We start from the raw sequence: 18140 nt of genomic DNA on the forward strand, positions 1-18140 counted from the left end.
CCAGCGACAGCCACCTCAGGCGTGGCGCGTCCCCAGGTAGCGCTTGCGCCAGAAGAACACCGACAGCCCGATGCCCAGCACCGCCATCGTGCCGATGGCGAACCACACGCCGGTGGTGGTGTGGATGAGCGGCAGGCTGTCGAAGTTCATGCCGAAGAAGCCGGTGATCAGGTTCAGCGGCAGGAAGATCGCCGTCAGCACCGTCAGCGTGCGCATGATGTCGTTGGTGCGCTGCCCCAACGCCGAGAAGTGCATCTGCACCGCCGATTCGGCCGAGGCCTGCAGGCGTCGCACGTGCGTAAGGACTCGCTCGATGTGCTCCTGCACGTCGCGTGAGCGCAGGCGCAGCAGCTCGCGCTCGCGCACGGCCTGTGGCTCGGTCTCTGCCGGCCACTCATCGAGTGCATCCATCCACTCCTGCACCGCGCTGTGCTGGTCCTCGCAGACGTCTTCCAACTGGTGCAGCAGGTTGCGCGACTCCAGCAGCGCCTGCCAGTCGACCCGGCGGCTGCGCGGACCGAGCAGATCCTGCTGCAGCGTGCCGAGCTGTCGGGTGAGCAGCCGGCGCAGCTCCAGGTAGCCGTCCACCAGGTGGTTGACGATGCGCAGCATCAGGTCGGCCGGGCTGGCGGGCATCCGGCCGTTGGCCGAGGTCTGCAGCAGGCGCTGGGCAAAGAAATCGCGCGCCTGGCAATCGCTCGGATGCACCGTCAGCAGCACGCGGTCAAAGACCGCGAAGCCGACCGGACTGGTGTCGATCGAGCGCAGCGCCGGCATCGCACGAGCGGCCGCGTCCGGAGCGGTCAACTCATCCAGCGACAGATCCCCGCTGCCCGCCGCCGCGGCCAGGCGGCGAAACACCAGCAGGTCGTACCAGGAGGTGTAGTCGAAGCGCGAGGGCAGTTGCTGGTTACGCAGGTCGGACAGGTGCAGGTCGACCAACTGGCCGCCCGTCCAGCGCTGCAGCGCGACCTGCAGCCGAGCGACCTCGTCCTCGAATTCCGGCCGCGACGGCGCCACCCACAGATAGCCCTGCGGCGGCAGGTCCTGCGGCAGCGCCGCCAGCTCGGTGCAGCCCTCGTCGATCAGAAAGATGCGCATCCCGCCCAGCCGCGCCGATCAGCCCTGGCGCAGCAGCCGCGCCGCATCCAGCGCGAAGTAGGTCAGGATGCCGTCCGCCCCGGCGCGCTTGAAGGCCAGCAGCGACTCCATCATCACCGCGTCGTGGTCCAGCCAGCCGTTCTGGGCGGCCGCCTTGAGCATCGCGTACTCGCCGCTGACCTGATAGGCGAAGGTGGGCATGCGGAACTCGTCCTTCACGCGGCGCACGATGTCCAGGTAGGGCATGCCGGGCTTGACCATGACCATGTCGGCGCCCTCGGCGATGTCCAGCGCCACCTCGCGCAGCGCCTCGTCGCTGTTGCCGGGGTCCATCTGGTAGACCTTCTTGTTGCTCTTGCCGAGGTTGCCGGCCGAGCCCACCGCGTCGCGGAACGGGCCGTAGAAGGCGCTGGCGTACTTGGCGCTGTAGGCCATGATGCGGGTGTGGATGAAGCGCTGCGCTTCCAGCGCACGGCGGATCGCGCCGATGCGGCCATCCATCATGTCGCTCGGCGCGACGATGTCCACGCCGGCCTGTGCCTGCACCAGCGCCTGTTGCACCAGCACCTCGATGGTCTCGTCGTTGAGCACGTAGCCGGTGTCGTCGAGCAGGCCATCCTGGCCGTGCGAGGTGTAGGGGTCGAGTGCGACGTCGGTCATCACGCCCAGTTCCGGGAAGCGCTTCTTCAGCTCGCGCACCACCTGCGGCACGAGGCCCTCCGGGTTGGCCGCTTCTCGGCCATCGGGCGTCTTGCCGGCGCTGCCCAGCACCGGGAACAGCGCCATCACCGGGATGCCCAGCGCCACGCACTGCTCGGCCACCGGCAGCAACTGGTCCAGGCTGCGGCGCTGCACGCCGGGCATCGAGGCCACGTCCTGCACCAGCCCCTGGCCTTCGAGCACGAACACCGGGTAGATCAGGTCGGCCGGTGCCAGACGGTGCTCACGCACCAGCTCCCGGGTGAAGGCATCGCGGCGCAGCCGACGGGGACGGCTCATGGGGTGGCTGGCGGGAGGAAACATCGACAGGCGTCCAGGCAATGGTTGGGGGTGCAGGGAGAGTCAGCCGCAGGCAGGACATGACATCGCGGACCCGCAATGATCATGCGGATCGCCCCACAACGCACCCACCGTCGCCGCGGAATCACAACTTCCACCGGGCGCCGGCAGCGTAGGGAGCAACCCCGAACACCACAGGTTCAAAACTGCTGCTAAACTTGTGGGTGAATGATACGTCGCAAGGCGGTCATTCCCTGCTTTTCCTCCCTGAGCAGGTGCCTTACCGTGTTGACAGCGTTAAGGCTTTGCAGCCCCAGCCAGCATGGCTGGGGCTCTTTTTTTTGCCGCGCCGTCATGTGCCGATGGCAACATCATGGATCCCGGCTTCACCGCCATGCCAATCTCTGGCGCAGGTGAACCCCACACCGCCGTGCACAGAAGACTCGGCCATCCAATGACCCAACGCCCAACCCAGGCGATCTCACGGACCTGAGGCTTGGGGCGCACGGCCAGCCCCACTGGGCTGCGACGCCCGACGGCCCATGGCGGGTCAGCGCTCCGTCCGCGCGATCTGCGCCTGGCCTGCGGCTTGAAGTGCGGGGTGGCCGCCGTCGTGGGTGATGACCTCGACACTGTCGAGTTGCGTCGGCCGGGTGGCATTCAGTTCATCGAACCAGGTGGTGCGAGGAGGATCCCTGAACCCGTGCAACGCCGCAGCCGCCTCGCCCGGCGCAGCAGCGCGCGTGCGACCTGGTCCATAGTGCGCCGGGACCAGCGGACTGGTGTCCGGCCCCAGGTCCGGTGCGGCCGACACGGGTTCGGGCACGAAGGCCTTGCGCACCGCCACCGGGTCGGGAAGCATGGCCTCATTCCAGATGTGCACCGGGATACCGGCGGCACGCATCACCCGCTCCAGACGAGCATGGCGCTTGCGAGCCCGCTCGGACAGGGCCCGCTCCGCCTGACGCAGCTCGATCACCGCCACCACGTTGGAGGCGCTGTCACAGACCATCAGGTCCACGCAGACATGGCCGATGCGCCGCTGCCACTCGACATAGGAGTAGCGTGTGGGCACCTTGATGAAATGCGAAATCGGCACCTGGGCCAGCACATTGTGCTGAGGCAGGGCCTGCCTCAGCAGGTCCAGCGCACGCTGGTGCTTGACTGTCAGGACGCGGGTGGCCTCGGGCGGCCAGCCGACCAGGGTGTCGACCGCATCAAGCGCCCTCGGCCGCCCCGCCGAGGTGCCTCCGGGACGCGACAGCGTCCAGCGCCGCCACACCCATAGCAGCGCAGCCGCGATCACGCCACCGGCCAGCAGCAGGCGCAGGTTACCTGACCCCAAAAATGAGAAATCCATCACACGAAATTAAACGGGTCTGGTCAACCCGTCAATCCCGCTGAACGGTCTGAGATGTAACAGTGGGCTCTTGCTCACTGTCCCTGGATGCAACGCCCAGGGCGTGAAGGCCGCAACCGGTCTTCACATTCTTTCACATTCAATCACATCCCCATGCCCGGGAAGCCGCCCTTCTTGAGCCCGCCCATGCGCTTCATCATCTTCATCAGGCCGCCGCCCTTCATCTTCTTCATCACGTCGCGCATCTGCTCGAACTGATTGAGCATGCGGTTGACGTCCTGCACCTGCACCCCCGCCCCGGCGGCGATGCGGCGCTTGCGGCTGGCCTTGATGAGCTCGGGCTTGGCGCGTTCAACGGGCGTCATCGAATGGATGATGCCCTCCATGCGGCGCACGTCCTTCTCGGCCTTGCCCATGTCGGCCTGGCCGGCCTTGGCGGCCAGTTCGGTGGGCAGCTTGTCCAGCAGGCCCGACAGGCCGCCCATCTTCTTCATCTGGCTGATCTGGGACAGGAAATCGTTGAGGTCGAAGCCGACACCGCTCTTGACCTTCTCGGCCAGCTTCTGCGCGGCCTCGATGTCCACGCCCTTCTGCACCTCCTCGACCAGGGCGACGATGTCGCCCATGCCGAGCACACGCCCGGCATGGCGGTCGGCGTCGAAGACCTCCAGGCCGTCGATCTTCTCGGACACACCGGCGAACTTGATTGGCGCACCGGTGATCGAGCGCACCGACAGCGCCGCGCCGCCACGCGAGTCGCCGTCGAGCTTGGTCAGCACGATGCCGGTCAGCGGCAGCGCTTCCTTGAACGCACGCGCGGTGTTGACTGCGTCCTGGCCCTGCATCGCGTCGACGACGAAGAGCGTCTCGACCGGGTGCAGCGTGGCGTGCAGGTCCTTGATCTCGGCCATCAGCGCTTCGTCGATGGCGAGCCGGCCGGCGGTGTCGACCAGCAGCACGTCGCAGTAGTGCTTCTTCGCGTAGTCCAGCGCAGCCAGCGCGATGTCGCGCGGCCGCTGGTCCGGCGCACTCGGGAACCACTCGGCGCCGGCCTGCTTCGTCACCGTCTTGAGCTGCTCGATGGCGGCCGGGCGGTACACGTCGGCCGAGACGGTCAGCACCTTCTTCTTGCGCCGCTCGATCAGGTGCTTGGCCAGCTTGGCCGTCGTGGTGGTCTTGCCCGCGCCCTGCAGACCGGCCATCAGGATGACAGCCGGCGGCTGCACCGCCAGGTTGATGTCGGCGATGCCCTCGCCCATCGTCGCGGCCAGCTCCTTGTGGACGATGCCCACCAGGGCCTGACCGGGGTTGAGCGAACCGGCGACCTCCTGGCCGAGCGCCTTCTCCTTGACGCGGGCGACGAAGTCGCGCACGACGGGCAGGGCCACGTCGGCTTCGAGCAGGGCCATGCGCACCTCGCGCAGCATGTCCTGGACGTTGGATTCGGTGATGCGCGCCTGGCCGCGCATCGTCTTGACGAGCTTTGACAGGCGTTCTGAAAGCGCTGATGCCATGGCGGCCCCGCAAAAGGCGAGCCGCGGGCGGCCCGAAAGTACACTGTGCACGTGATTCTATCGACCCCCCCCTCCACCGCCGTCGCGGCCCTGTCGCCCTGGTTCGTGGCCCCGGCGCTGCTGGCGCTGGTTGCCTATGCGTTGGCCGCGCCACGCGGGCTGCGCTGGGCCGAGCGCTGGGCCCTGCCGGTGGCCTGGGCGGCGCACGGCGTGGCCCTGCTGGCGCACCTGTTCGGCATCGGGCTGCCGGGCACCGGCGCGCGCTTCGGCTTCGCACCGGCGCTGTCGGCCACGGCCTGGCTGGTGCTGAGCGTGCACGCCGTGGAAAGCCGCTTCGTGCCGCTGGACGGGGTGCGCCGCTGGCTCGCGGCCCTGGGTGGCCTCAGCCTGCTGCTGGCGCTGCTGTTCCCTGGCGAGGGCACGCTGCATCCCAGCTCACCCTGGGCACCGCTGCACTGGTTGGCCGGGCTGGCCTCCTACGGCCTGTTCGGTGCCGCGGTGCTGCACGCCACGTTGCTGGACCGCAGCGAACGCGCCATGCGCCAGCGCCAGGGCCCCCCCAGCGTCGGCGGGCTGCCGCTGCTGACGCTGGAGAAGCTCACCTTCCGCTTCGTCGGTGCCGGCTTCGTCGTGCTGACGCTGGCGCTGGTGTTCGGCATGGGCTTCACCGCCACCTGGCACTGGGACCACAAGACGGTCTTCTCACTGCTGGGGTGGGTTGTCTTCGCCGCGCTGCTGGCCGGCCGGCGTGCCTTCGGCTGGCGCGGCCGGCGTGCCACGCGCTGGCTGTACATCGGCACCGGGCTGCTGTTGCTGGCCTACGTGGGCTCGCGCTTCGTGTTCGAGGTGCTGCTGCACCGCAGCCCCCCGGGCGGCTGAGGCGGCGGCGAGGAGACCGACTCGATGGCCCGCTTCGTTTGGCTGCTGGTGGTGGTGCTGGCCGTGATCGCCCTGGTGCGGGGCCTGCGCCGGCGCAACACGCCGCCAACGCCCACCCACAACCGTGCACCGCACGGCAAGGCCGTGCAGCCACAGACCATGGTGCGCTGTGCCCACTGCGGCGTGCACCTGGCCGAAGCCGATGCGCTGCAGGCACCCGACGGGCGCCACTACTGCAGCGAGCCGCATCGTCTCGCCGGCCCGGGCCCGCGGCCGGGGGGCTGAGCGCCCGTGTCGCGCGCCGAACCGGACCTGTCCGCGGTACCGCCCCGCGGCGACAGCTGGTTTCATCACCTGGGGGACGGCACCGGCCTGACGCAGCCGTCCGACCTGGACCCGGCCGCAGCTCCCCCCCTGAGCGGCCCGGCGGCCACCGCGGCGCAGGTGGTGACGACTGCGCCGGCAACGCCCCGCCCATCCGCGCCAGCGCTCCCCACCGGGGCGGCGCCCCGGCCTGACTCGCACGCCGACACACCAACCCGCCCGTTGCGTGCGCCCGCCCCCCTGACAAGCCCGACACCGCCCGCCTCCTCGCGCCCGGCTCCAGGCGGGCCGCCTGCGCCGGGCACGGCACCGTCCGGCCCCCCCAGCCCCGAGGGAGCCGCAGAAGCCGCAACGGCCGCGGCAAGCCCGATCGTCGGGGTGCCCCCGGCCTTCGCGCGGATCTTCCGCGCCTTCGCGGTGGCAAGGGCGCTGCTGGGCCTGCTGCTGCTGCTGATCCAGGGCCTGCTGGCCCTGGTGGCCAGCAGCGCGCCGAACCTGCTGCCCCTGCTGCTGTGCGGCGGCTATGCCGCCGTGGGCGTGGGCACCCTGATCTGGACCGCCCGCAGCAGCGCCCCGGTGAGCCGCGCCGGCAAGCTCGGCCAGCGCGGCTGGCTCGGCACCGTCGGCGTCGATCTGGTCGTCTTCAGCCTGCTGTTGTTCCTGGCCGGTGCGGGCATGAACGTCGCAGCGCTGTTCGTGCTGCCCGTGCTGATGGCCGCCACGCTGATGGCGCGCCGGCCCGCCATGGCCGTCGCCGCCGGGGTGGTGCTGGTGCAGCTGGGCCATGCCGCCTGGAACGGCTTGACGGGCGGCGAGTTCGCGTCGCAAGTCACCCAGGCTGGGCTGACCGGCGCCGGCATGCTGGCGATCGCCGCGCTGACCAGCGAGCTCGCGCAGCGCCTGGCCCGCCAGGAGCTGGCCGCCCGCAACACCCTGGAGCTGGCACGCCAGCAGGCCCGCCTGAACCGGCTGATGATCGAGGAGATGCCCGACGGCGTCATGGTGGTGGACCGCCACGGCCGCGTGCGCGCCGCCAACCCCGCCGCGGTGGCGCTGATCGGCGCGGCCCGCACCCGCCGCTTCCTGCCCTTCGACCTGGCTGGCCGGGCGCCCTGGCAGCCCCTGATCGCGGCGCTGCAGGAGGGCTTTGCCACCGGCACCTGGCCCCAGGGCGGCCAGGAACTGGCCCTGCGCCTGGAGCCCAGCCCCGGCGCCCCGGCCGAGGAGCGCCAGCTGCGCCTGCGCATGCGCTTCACCCGCCGCCAGCACGCCAGCGGTGAGGAGGAGTTGGGCGTGCTCTTCGTGGAGGACATGCGCACCCTGCGCGCGCGCGCCCAGCAGGAAAAGCTCGCGGCGATGGGGCGGGTCTCCGCCGGCATCGCGCACGAGATCCGCAATCCGCTGGCCGCCATCGCCCAGGCCAACGCCCTGCTGGCCGAGGACCTGACCCAGCCCAGCCAAGCCCGGTTGGCGCGCATGGTGGCCGACAACGTGGAGCGCCTGCAGCGCATCGTCGACGACATGCTGGAGGTGGCCCCAGGCGCGCCACGCGAGGCGCCGGTGATCGACCTCGGCCTGCAGGTCGAAGCCCTGTGCGCCGAGTGGGCCCGCACCGCCGGGCTGCCGACCAGCGACGCCAGCCCGCTGTACGTGGACTGTGGCGAAGAGCCGATCAGCGTGCGCTTCGACCCCGAGCACCTGCGCCGTGTGCTCATCAACCTGCTCGACAACGCCCTGCGCCATGGCAGCGGCCAGCCCCAGGCGGTGTGGGTGCGCACAGTGGCGCTCGGCCCGATGCAGGCGGCGCTGTCGGTGTCCAGCGACGGGCGGCCGATCGCCCCGGACGTCGAGCCCTACCTGTTCGAACCCTTCTTCTCAACGCGCAGCCGTGGCAGCGGTCTCGGCCTGTATATTTGCCGCGAACTGTGCGAGCGCTATGGCGCCACGATCGAATACCAGCCGCGCGGCGCGGGGGCCCGCCACCGCAACGCCTTCATCGTCACGCTGCCCCGCCTGCCCACCACCGACACCAGCGCGCGCGCCCGCCTGATCTGACGCCGAATGCTGATGCCGCCTCTACCTGCTCCAGCCCTCCGGCGTAGCCCCGCATGAACGTCAGCGCGCCCCCCAGCATCCTGGTCGTCGACGACGAGCCCGACCTGCGCACCCTCTACGAACTCTCCCTGCTGCGCGAGGGCTATGACGTCGAGACTGCGGGGGCGGTGGAGGAGGCCTGGGCCCTGCTCAAGGACCGGCGCTACCAGGCGGTGATCACCGACATGCGGCTGCCCGACGGCACCGGGCTGGACCTGCTGCGCCGCCTGGAGCAGGCCGGCCGCAGCGAGCGCAGCATCGTCATCACCGCCTATGGCTCGCCCGAGAACGCCGTGCAGGCCCTCAAGGCGGGCGCCTACGACTACCTCACCAAGCCGGTCGACCTGAAGCAGTTCCGCGCCGTCGTGGCCGCGGCCCTCGGGCGCACGATGTCGCCCCGCGCGGCGGCCGCCGGCGAGCCGGCCGGTACCCCCACCAGCGCACCGGCCCCGCTGGGCCGGGCGCCGCGCCGCGCGGTCGACGGCCCGGACAACGCGCTGCGCCGCATGGCGGGCCACTCCGCGGCGATGGAGCAGGTGCGCCAGCTGGTCGAGAAGGTGGCGCGCAGCATGGCGCCGGTGCTGATCCAGGGCGAATCCGGCACCGGCAAGGAGCTGGTGGCGCGCTCGATCCACCAGGTCAGCGCCCGCAGTGCCCAGCCCTTCATCGCGGTGAACTGCGGCGCCATCCCCGAGCAGCTGCTCGAAGCCGAGTTCTTCGGCTACCGCAAGGGCGCCTTCACCGGCGCGGCGGAGGACCGTGACGGCTTCTTCCAGGCCGCACGCGGCGGTACCCTCTTCCTCGACGAGATTGGCGACCTGCCGCTGTCGATGCAGAGCAAGCTGCTGCGCGCGATCCAGGAGCGCGCCGTGCGGCCGGTCGGCGCCGTGGTCGAGGTGCCGCTGGACGTGCGCGTCATCAGCGCCACCCACAAGGACCTAGCCGAAGAGGTGCCGCGCGGGCGCTTCCGCCAGGACCTGTACTACCGGCTGAACGTCATCGAGATCCGCGTGCCGGCCCTGCGCGAGCGCTGCGACGACCTGCCGGAGCTCTGCGCGCGCGTGCTGGAGCGCATCGCGGGCGACGCCGGCATGGCCAACACGCCCCGCCTCACGCCCGCCGCACTGGCGCACCTGGGGCGCTACCGCTTCCCGGGCAACGTGCGCGAGCTGGAGAACCTGCTGCACCGCGCGGTGGCCCTGTCGGGCGGGCCCACGATCGACGTCGAGGATCTGGGCCTGCCCGGCGCACGCACCGCCCCCGACGCGGCCCCGGCCACCTTGTCGGCCTGCTCTCCCGAGCCCGGCACGCCCGTGGACGCCGGAACTGCGGCGGGCGCAGGGGCAGGGGCAGGGGAGCCCCCACGCCCCCATCCGTCCGCCCCTGCCGCGTCGCCATCGACCGCGCCGGCCGCGCCGCTGCCAACCGATCTGGTGGCCTACCTCGACGAGGTCGAGCGCGAGGTGCTGGCGCGGGCGCTGGAACGCCACCGCTACAACCGCACCGCCGCGGGCGCTGCGATGGGCCTGACGCTGCGGCAGATGCGCTACCGCATGGCCCGGCTGGGCGTGCACGTGGCGGGAGACGGGGTGACACTCGACGACGGCGAGCCGAGCGAGGCTGGCGATTCAGGCGGCAGCGAATGAAATGCCGCCAGCGCCGCCGCCGTCACCCGCGTCGCGATTCCCCTGAGGTGGCTTGCTGGCGGCAGGGCTGGCTGTCGACGGCACGGGTGGTGCCCAGCCCCAACCACGGCCCGCGCCCGGCCGGGGCCGAAGTCTGCCTCGCGGTGCTGCACTCGATCAGCCTGCCACCTGGCCACTACGGTGGGCCGGCGGTCGAGCAACTCTTCACCAATCGGCTTGATCCCGCCGGCCACCCCTCGTTTGCCGAGGTCGCGGCGCTGCGGGTCTCAGCCCACTTCCTGATCCGGCGCGACGGACAGGTGCTGCAGTTCGTCAGCGTGGCCAACCGGGCCTGGCATGCGGGCCTCTCGCGTTGGCGCGGCGTGGCCAACCGCAACGACGACTCGGTGGGCATCGAGCTGGAAGGCCTGGAGGGGCGGCGCTTCACCGCAGCCCAATACCGCCGCGCCGCCTGGCTGCTGCGCCGCCTGTGCGACGCCTGGCCGGTCACCGAGGTGGTGGGGCACGAGCACATCGCCCCCGGGCGCAAACGCGATCCTGGTCCAGGCTGGCACTGGCCGCGGCTGGCAAGGCGGCTGAGCGGCATACCGCTGCAGCCAACCCCGGCGCACGCCACCGCATCCGCACTGCGCGCCCTCGCTGGCGGCTGAGGGTCACCGCGAACGGGCGCCCAAGGACACAGGGCTGGATCTGGACAAGTTTCGTGATTGACTACATCAGCATTCACAAATATGTAGGCAGTTTCAGACTCTGCAGTGCAGCTGCACCCCGCACCGGGGACCAAGCAGCTCGACATGACCGGGCGATGTCAAGAAACGCTTGGTGATTCGACGCGACGTTCAGATAATCCGGCTCTGATAGGAAGTCAGACATGCTGGTCTGGGAAGACTTGCCCCATCCGTCGCACGCCCCCGCGAATCCCGCCCTGCCGAACGTCCCGCGCGATGTCTCGGCCCCGATGCCATCCCCCCTGCACGCCGCACGTCGGATCCCGACGAGCCACCCGTGCACGCCCGCCGCGGGCGGCGAGGACGGCCATCGCCACGGGCGGTGCGGCCACCCTGCGTCACATCGGCAACATCCCCTTTTCCTGAGGTGCCGCCCGACGGTCCCGGCCCGGACCACAAGCCACGGCACCAAGACATTCACGGCAGTCGGCGCCGCTCCTGGGCAGTCCGGCACCACGAATCACCGGGCGGGCGCGAGCAACCTGGTGTGTTTTTTGTCCACGTGATCAAGGAGAACGAGATGGCAACTGCAAAGAAAGCGGCAGCGCCCGCCAAGAAGGCCCCGGCAGCCAAGAAGGCCGCCGCCAAGAAGACCGCTGTCGCGGTTGAAGCCACGGTGGCACCGGTGGCAGCACCTGCTGCAGCCGACAAGGCCGCTGTGAAGAAGGCACCGGCCAAGAAGGCGGGCGCGAAGAAGGTGGTGGCCGCGCCGGCTGCACCGGTTCCAGCGCCGGTTGCTGCAGCACCGGCACCCGCCAAGAAGGCCGCTGCCAAGAAAGCCCCGGCCAAGAAGGCTGCAGCCGCCGCACCGGCGCCCGCTCCCGCTCCGGTCGAGGCGCCCGCACCCGCCAAGAAGGCCACCCCCAAGCCGGGCCTGAAGCGCGCGGCACCTGCCAAAAAGGCGGCGGCGGCTCCTGCGCCAGTACCGCCGGCCCCGGCATCGGCCCCCGCAGCCAAGAAGGCCGCAGCCAAGAAGGCCCCGGCCAAGCAGGCAGCAGCGGCTGCACCGGCGCCCGCCCCGGTCGAGGCACCCGCGCCGGCCAAGAAGGCCGCCCCCAAGCCGAGCGTGAAGAGCGCGGCACCGGCCAAGAAGGCCGCGGCGAAGAAGGCCGCTGCGCCGGCACCCGCCGCAGCCGCAGCCGCAGCGTCGGCCAAGACGACGCTCAGCCCGCAGGCCGCCTGGCCCTTTCCGACCGGCGAAAAGCCCTGAGTGACGCAGGCCGGCCGCCTCGGCGTGCCGGCTGAATGAGCGCTCCACGCCCGGCCCTGCGCCGGGCGTTTTGTTTCCAGCCCTCCCGACGAAGACCTCGACCATGAAAGCGACCCCGCGCCATCCAGCCCCCGCGAGTGCGCCCGAGGCCCCGTCCTACCTGATCTGGCAGGACGATGGCGCGCTGCTCGACCTGGCCGTCATCCCGAATGCCAAGCGCAGCCAGCTGGCCGGCCTGCACGATGGGGCGCTGCGCGTGCGCCTGGCGGCGCCGCCGGTGGACGGGGCGGCCAACGAGGCGCTGCAGCGCTGGCTGGCCGACGAGGTGGGCGTCCCGAAGTCCCAGGTGCAACTGCTGCGTGGCGCCAGCGGGCGACGCAAGCGCGTCAAGCTGCTGGCCGAGCGGCGGGTGTTGCAGGACTGGCTGGCGCGCATGAGCGTGGCGCTGGCGGCCCTGCAGCAGGAGTGAGAACCACCCGAGCCGCTGCGATCAGGCCACGCCGAGGGCGGCGCGGTCCAGCGTGTGGTTCTGCGGGCCGTGGCAGGCGATCTTGATCGCGCCGACGCGGTTGCCCAGCTCGACGCAGCGCACCAGGTCCCAGCCGCGCTCCAGGCCGTAGAGCAGGGCGCCGCGGAAGGCGTCGCCACAGCCGGTGGGATCCAGCACCGCCTCGGCGACCACGCCCGGCACGCGGGTGACTTCACCCTGCACCCAGACGTCGCAGCCCTCGTGGCCCAGCGTCACCACCACGCCGCGCAGGTGCGAGCGGGACAGCGTGGCCAGGTCGGTGTCCATGCGCTCGCACAACATGCGGGCCTCGTAGTCGTTCACCGTCACCCAGGTGGCCTGGGCGACGAAGCCGTGCAGCTCCTCGCCGTTGAACATCGGCAGGCCCTGGCCCGGATCGAAGATGAAGGGCAGGCCGGCGGCGGCGAAGTCGCGCGCGCGCTTGAGCATGGCATCGCGCCCGTCGGGCCCGATCAGCGCCAGCCTCAGGTCGTCGCGCACCGGCATCTCGATGCGGTCGGCAAACTGCATCGCACCGGGGTGGAAGGCCGTGATCTGGTTGTTGTCCTCGTCGGTGATGATGTTGGCCTGCGCGGTGTAGCTCTCGGCCACCGTCAGCACATGGCGGGTGTCGATGCCCAGGTCGTTCATGCGCTCCAGGTAGCCCGCGCCATCGCTGCCCAGGGCCGCCATCACCACCGGCTCGCCACCCAGGGCCTTGAGCGTGTAGGCGATGTTGCCGGCGCAGCCGCCGAATTCGCGGCGCAGCGTGGGCACCAGGAAGGAGACGTTCAGGATGTGGATCTGCTCGGGCAGGATCTGCTGCGCGAAGCGGCCGGGGAAGGTGGCGATCGTGTCGAACGCGAGCGAACCGCAGATGAGGGCGGACATGGGGAGGGCTCCAGGAAACAGGGAACGGCAAGGGCCCGGCGGCGACGCACCGCCCAGGCCCAAGATGGACTGGCCGCGATTGTGCGGCCGCCCTGCCCTGCCCCCGGGCCGACTCAGCGCCGCCGCAGCAGCGCGTGCAGGGCGATTGCGCCGAAAGTCGCGGTTCCGATGCCACCCAGCGTGAAGGCGCCGAACTTCAGCGTGTAGTCGCCCGTGCCCAGCACCAGCGTGACGGCGGCGACGATGAGGTTGGTGTTGTCGGAGAAGTCCACCCGGTTGTCGACCCAGATCTTGGCGCCGGCCACCGCGATCAGGCCGAAGACGACGATCGACACCCCGCCCATCACCGCCAGCGGGATGGCCTGGATCAGCGCGCCGAACTTGGGCGAGAAGCCCAGCAGCACCGCGATCAGTGCGGCGACCACGAACATCGCGGTCGAGTAGATCTTGGTGGCGGCCATCACGCCGATGTTCTCGGCGTAGGTGGTCACGCCGGTGCCGCCCGCGGCGCCCGACACCATCGTGGCCACGCCGTCGCCGATGAAGGCGCGACCCAGGTAGGCGTCCATGTTGCGGCCGGTCATGGCGCTCACGGCCTTGAGGTGGCCCAGGTTCTCGGCCACCAGGATCACCGCCACCGGTGCGATCAGCAGCATGGCCTTGGCATCGAACACCGGCGCGGCGAAGTTGGGCGCGCCGAACCAGGCGGCCGAGGCGACACGGCTGAAGTCGATCGGCTTGCCCAGGCCCAGGCCGTTGGTGAGCAGGGCGTAAAGGATCGACGCCAGGATCAACCCGACCAGGATCAGCAGGCGTTGCGTCATGCCGCGCGTGTACACCGCGACGAAGCCGACGCAGAGGAAGGTCAGCCCCTGCATCCAGGCGTCGAAGGCGGTGGGCGCCATGTTCTTGATCGGGATGCCAGCCAGGTTCAGGCCGATCACCGCCACCACCGCGCCGGTCACCACCGGCGGCATGAAGCGCTCGATCCAGCCCGCGCCGGTGCCCGCCACGATGAGGCCGATCAGCGTGTACACCGCACCGCAGGCGATGATGCCGCCCAGCGCCACGCCGAGGTTGCCGTTGGCGCCCTGGCCCGCGTAGCCGGTGGCCGCGATCACCACGCCGATGAAGGCGAAGCTCGACCCCAGGTAGCTCGGCACCCGCCCGCCGACGATGAAGAAGAAGATCAGCGTGCCCACGCCGCTCATCAGGATCGCGACGTTGGGGTCAAAGCCCATCAGCAGCGGCGCCAGCACCGTCGCACCAAACATCGCGATGACGTGCTGGACGCCCATCGCGAAGGTCTGGGGCCACGGCAGGCGCTCATCGGGCGCGATCACGCCCTCGGTCTTCTCCTGCCAACGCGGGAACAGTGAATTCATGGGTTTCCTTGGCTGCACGCGACCACCTGGCGCGCGCGTTAAAAAACGCACGGCGAAGTGTAAGCAACCGTCAAGGAAACTTGAAAAAAAAGGAAGGGGAGCGGGACGCAGAAACCGGGTGCTCGCTCTCTCAAACCCGGAACGCCCGCTCCCCTCGGGACTTGACCCAGTCCCGAAGGCTTCTCTGAGGAGGAGTCACACGAGAAGATCAGCCACCTTCGCCGCGCCGTTCGATCCGGGACCGGATCGCGGGGATGAGGGCAAGCAGCAGAAGGTCAGTGCACGGGATGGCATCTTCCATGCCATCCCGGGGGCGCGAACGGCCCCTGGGTTCATGCTTGCGTGGTCAACGCACCATCAAAGCGGCATCACCGTACCAGGGCCTGGGTAGGCAGATCCTCGACCGCCTCAGCCGCGGCAAAGGCGCTGAGGGCCATCACGACCGCCACGGCGGCCAACCAGTCGGACCAACGGAATTTCATCTTCTGCCCCTGGGCCGGCCGGGCGGTCGGTGACACGCGCTGCAGCGGCTTCCTGACGGAGACAGCGGCATCGTCCGTGCCATGAAGCAACTGTGTACGCCGTCACAAGCCCAGCCCACCGCTGCAAAGTCTCATTGCAACGCTGACAGGATCCGTCAGACGCGATGACAGGATTGGTCACCCCCGAACTGACATGGCCTGCCAGAACCGGCAAAACCCGTCGAGGCCGGCTCGTCAGGCCGCGGCCTGCCAGCCGCGCGGCACGGCGCCCAGCAGCCGGCGCGTGTACTCCTCACGCGGCGCGGCCAGCAGGTCAGCCGCACCTGCGCGCTCGACCACCCGGCCGTCCTTCATCACCAGCACCTCGTCGGAGATGAAGCGCACCACGGCCAGGTCGTGGCTGATGAAGACGTAGGCCAGGCCCAGCTCGTCCTGCAGGTCGCGCAGCAGGTTGAGCACCTGCGCCTGCACCGACACGTCCAGCGCCGACACCGCCTCGTCCAGGATCAGCACCTGCGGCGACAGCGTCAGCGCCCGTGCGATGGCGATGCGCTGACGCTGGCCGCCGGAAAACTCGTGCGGGTACTTGCCGAAGGCCGTGGCGTCCAGCCCGACGCGCTGCAGCAGCGCCAGCGCACGCGCCTCGCGCTCGGCGTCGTCGGCGCCCACCGCGTGGATGCGCATCGGCTCCAGCAGCGTCTGGCCGATGGTGAAGCGCGGGTTCAACGAGGCATAGGGGTTCTGGAAGACGATCTGGATGCGCCGGCGCAGCGCCTGGCGTTCGGCGCCCTGCAGCGCCAGCAGGTCGCGGCCGTCGAAGATCACCTCTCCGCCGGTGGGCTCCTGCAGGCGCAGCAGCGTCAGGCCCATGGTCGTCTTGCCCGAGCCCGATTCGCCCACCACGCCCAGCGTGTGGCCGCGCCGCAGCTGGAAGCTGACGTCCTGCACCGCCTTGAACTCGCGCCGGCCGAACAGCCCCTGGCGCAGGAAGAAGGACTTGGCCAGCCCCCGCACCTCCAGCACCACCGGGGCGGTGGCATCGCGCGCATCCGGCGCTGTGGCGTCGGCGGCCGCTTCGCCTGCAGCCGCAGCCGCCTCGGCGGCGATGTGGTCGTCGATCACCGTCAGGCGACGCGGGTGGTGGTCCAGCCGCGGGCGGCAGGCCAGCAGCGCGCGGGTGTAGGCGTCCTGTGGCGCGGCGAAGATCTGCGCCACCGGGCCCTGCTCGCGCACCTGGCCGTGGCGCATCACCACCACCTGGTCGGCGATCTCCCCCACCACGCCCAGGTCGTGGCTGATGAAGAGCATGCTCATGCGCCGCCGGTGCTTCAGGTCGGCCAGCAGCTCCAGGATCTGGCGCTGGATCGTCACGTCCAGCGCCGTCGTGGGCTCGTCGGCGATCAGCAGCTTGGGCTCGCAGGCCAGCGCCATTGCGATCATCACGCGCTGCTGCTGGCCGCCGGAGAGCTCGTGCGGGTAGGCGTCCAGCCGGCGGCGCGGCTCGGGCAGGCCGACTTCCTCCAGCAACGCCTCGGTGCGTGCACGCGCCGCCCGGCGCGACAGGCCCATGTGCAGCACCAGCGGCTCGGCGATCTGTGCCCCGATCGGGAACACCGGGTTGAGCGAGCCCATCGGGTCCTGGAACACGCAGGTGATCTCGCGCCCACGCAGGGCACGCAGCTCGGCCGCGCTCGCCTGCAGCAGGTCGCGGCCCTGGAAGACGACGCGCCCGCTCGGCTCGGCGTTGTCTGGCAGCAGGCGCGGGATGCTCATCGCGGTGACGGTCTTGCCCGAGCCGGATTCGCCCACCAGCGCGACGGTGGTGTTCTCCGGCACGTCGAAGCTCACGCCCGTGCCATCTCGCCCCACCGCCAGGCTGCGCTGCAGCACGCCGGCCTCACGGCCCATGCGGAAGGCCACCTGCAGGTTCTCGACGCTCAGCAGCGGGGCTTGCACGTTGGCGCTCATTCCAGGCCCCTCAGCTTCGGGTCGAGCGCATCGCGCAGCGCATCGGTCATCAACGAGAAGGCGGTCACGAAAACCGCCATGAAGCCGGTGGCCGCCACCAGCTGCCACCAATGCCCCAGGATGAGTTCGCTCTGGGCCTCGGCCAGCATCGTGCCCCAGCTGACCTGGTCGACGCTCACGCCCAGCCCCAGGTAGGACAGGATCACCTCGTACTTGATGAAGCTGACCACGTGGATGGACAGCTGCACCAGCACCACGTGGCTGGCGTTGGGCAGGATGTGGCGGAACATGCGCGACCACACGCTGGCGCCGATCGCCTCGGCCGAGCGCACGTACTCGCGCACCGCGTGCTTCATGAACTCGGCGCGCACCAGGCGGTAGATCCCGGTCCAGCCGGTCAGCCCGAGGATCAGCACCACGCTGCCCACGCCGCGGCCGGTCACCGCCGCGAAGGCGAAGATCAGCAGGATGCTCGGGATCGAGGTGAAGACGTTGTAGAGCCACTCCAGCGCGTCGCCCACCTTGCCGCCGAAGAAGCCCGAGAAGGCGCCCAGCACCGTGCCGATCAGCGTGGCGAAGAGGGCGCCCAGCACGCCGACCTGGATCGACACCTGCGAGCCCTGGATGGCCTTGTCCAGCACGTCGCGGCCCAGCCGGTCGGCGCCGAAGGGCAGCGTGGCCAGGCGTGGCGCCTCGGTGGTCTGCAGCTGGGCGGCGCGCGCAGCCCACTCGGCGTAGCGGGGGGCGAGCGGGTCGACATCGCTCAGGTCGACCATCGGCGCCTGCGCCGTGCTGGCCGCCGCGCTGGGGCCGGCGGTTTTCGCGGCCGCGCCGACGAAGTGCGGCGGCGCGTAGGACAGGCCCTTCTCGGCCTGCCAGTCGGCCGCCACGCCGCCGGCCGCCACCGCCAGGATCAGCCCCAGGTACAGCGCCACGATGGCCAGGCAGGTCATGCCCACGCGGTCGCGCCGGTAGCGCGCCCAGGCCGCCCGCCAGACGCCCTGGCTGCGGGCGGACATTCCCGTAGCCGGGCTCGAAGCAGTCATGGCGG

General features: G+C 70.6%; 15 protein-coding genes. 7 read left to right on the forward strand and 8 right to left on the reverse strand.

The window, feature by feature from the left end; translation table 11 throughout:
* Positions 1–15: 15 nt before the first annotated feature.
* The 4 genes from NGK70_RS00335 to ffh all read right to left on the reverse strand — a co-directional run bounded on the left by NGK70_RS00335 (position 16) and on the right by ffh (position 4974).
* Positions 16–1101 carry a magnesium transporter CorA family protein gene (locus NGK70_RS00335; RefSeq protein WP_251971413.1) on the reverse strand — a complete coding sequence of 362 codons (1086 nt, stop codon included), beginning with the start codon at positions 1099–1101 and terminating at the stop codon, positions 16–18.
* An 18-nt stretch (positions 1102–1119) separates the two neighbouring features.
* Positions 1120–2124 (reverse strand): porphobilinogen synthase, encoded by a 1005-nt coding sequence (gene hemB / locus NGK70_RS00340; RefSeq protein ID WP_251971414.1) that lies wholly within the window; start codon positions 2122–2124, stop codon positions 1120–1122.
* A 526-nt stretch (positions 2125–2650) separates the two neighbouring features.
* Positions 2651–3460: a DUF2726 domain-containing protein gene (locus tag NGK70_RS00345; RefSeq protein WP_251971415.1), complete on the reverse strand. Its 810-nt coding sequence runs from the start codon at positions 3458–3460 to the stop codon at positions 2651–2653.
* A 143-nt stretch (positions 3461–3603) separates the two neighbouring features.
* On the reverse strand, positions 3604–4974 hold the full coding sequence (gene ffh, locus NGK70_RS00350; protein ID WP_251971416.1) for a signal recognition particle protein: 1371 nt from the start codon (positions 4972–4974) through the stop codon (positions 3604–3606).
* Between the two features lie 51 nt (positions 4975–5025).
* On the opposite strand from ffh, the gene NGK70_RS00355 reads away from it, so the two are divergent.
* The 7 genes from NGK70_RS00355 to NGK70_RS00385 all read left to right on the forward strand — a co-directional run bounded on the left by NGK70_RS00355 (position 5026) and on the right by NGK70_RS00385 (position 12324).
* Positions 5026–5853, forward strand: a complete 828-nt coding sequence (locus tag NGK70_RS00355) for a cytochrome C assembly family protein (protein WP_251971417.1) — start codon at positions 5026–5028, stop codon at positions 5851–5853.
* Positions 5854–5877: 24 nt separating this feature from the next.
* Complete coding sequence (locus tag NGK70_RS00360) at positions 5878–6138, forward strand: PP0621 family protein (protein WP_251971418.1); 261 nt, start codon at positions 5878–5880, stop codon at positions 6136–6138.
* 417 nt (positions 6139–6555) lie between these two features.
* A complete protein-coding gene (locus NGK70_RS00365; protein ID WP_251971419.1) occupies positions 6556–8232 on the forward strand; it encodes a sensor histidine kinase in 1677 nt (558 codons plus the stop codon).
* A 53-nt stretch (positions 8233–8285) separates the two neighbouring features.
* Positions 8286–9917 carry a sigma-54-dependent transcriptional regulator gene (locus NGK70_RS00370; protein ID WP_251971420.1) on the forward strand — a complete coding sequence of 544 codons (1632 nt, stop codon included), beginning with the start codon at positions 8286–8288 and terminating at the stop codon, positions 9915–9917.
* Positions 9914–10567: a 1,6-anhydro-N-acetylmuramyl-L-alanine amidase AmpD gene (ampD, locus tag NGK70_RS00375; RefSeq protein ID WP_251971421.1), complete on the forward strand. Its 654-nt coding sequence runs from the start codon at positions 9914–9916 to the stop codon at positions 10565–10567. Before NGK70_RS00370 ends, ampD begins: the two co-directional genes overlap by 4 nt.
* A 598-nt stretch (positions 10568–11165) precedes the next feature.
* Positions 11166–11855 carry a histone gene (locus tag NGK70_RS00380; RefSeq protein WP_251971422.1) on the forward strand — a complete coding sequence of 230 codons (690 nt, stop codon included), beginning with the start codon at positions 11166–11168 and terminating at the stop codon, positions 11853–11855.
* A 103-nt stretch (positions 11856–11958) separates the two neighbouring features.
* Entirely contained in the window at positions 11959–12324 is a 366-nt protein-coding gene (locus NGK70_RS00385; protein ID WP_251971423.1) for a DUF167 domain-containing protein, read from the forward strand.
* Between the two features lie 21 nt (positions 12325–12345).
* Here NGK70_RS00385 and NGK70_RS00390 read toward each other — a convergent pair whose 3' ends face one another.
* From NGK70_RS00390 to NGK70_RS00405, 4 genes are all read right to left on the reverse strand, one after another.
* Positions 12346–13254 carry a carbohydrate kinase family protein gene (locus NGK70_RS00390; protein ID WP_251971424.1) on the reverse strand — a complete coding sequence of 303 codons (909 nt, stop codon included), beginning with the start codon at positions 13252–13254 and terminating at the stop codon, positions 12346–12348.
* 113 nt (positions 13255–13367) lie between these two features.
* Positions 13368–14639 carry a solute carrier family 23 protein gene (locus tag NGK70_RS00395; protein WP_251971425.1) on the reverse strand — a complete coding sequence of 424 codons (1272 nt, stop codon included), beginning with the start codon at positions 14637–14639 and terminating at the stop codon, positions 13368–13370.
* A gap of 716 nt (positions 14640–15355) precedes the next feature.
* A complete protein-coding gene (locus NGK70_RS00400; RefSeq protein WP_251971426.1) occupies positions 15356–17089 on the reverse strand; it encodes an ABC transporter ATP-binding protein in 1734 nt (577 codons plus the stop codon).
* Positions 17086–18135 (reverse strand): ABC transporter permease, encoded by a 1050-nt coding sequence (locus NGK70_RS00405; protein WP_251971427.1) that lies wholly within the window; start codon positions 18133–18135, stop codon positions 17086–17088. Before NGK70_RS00405 ends, NGK70_RS00400 begins: the two co-directional genes overlap by 4 nt.
* Between the last annotated feature and the right edge of the window lie 5 nt (positions 18136–18140).

The organism is Sphaerotilus microaerophilus, from assembly GCF_023734135.1.
GTDB classification, from domain to species: domain Bacteria; phylum Pseudomonadota; class Gammaproteobacteria; order Burkholderiales; family Burkholderiaceae_C; genus Sphaerotilus; species Sphaerotilus microaerophilus.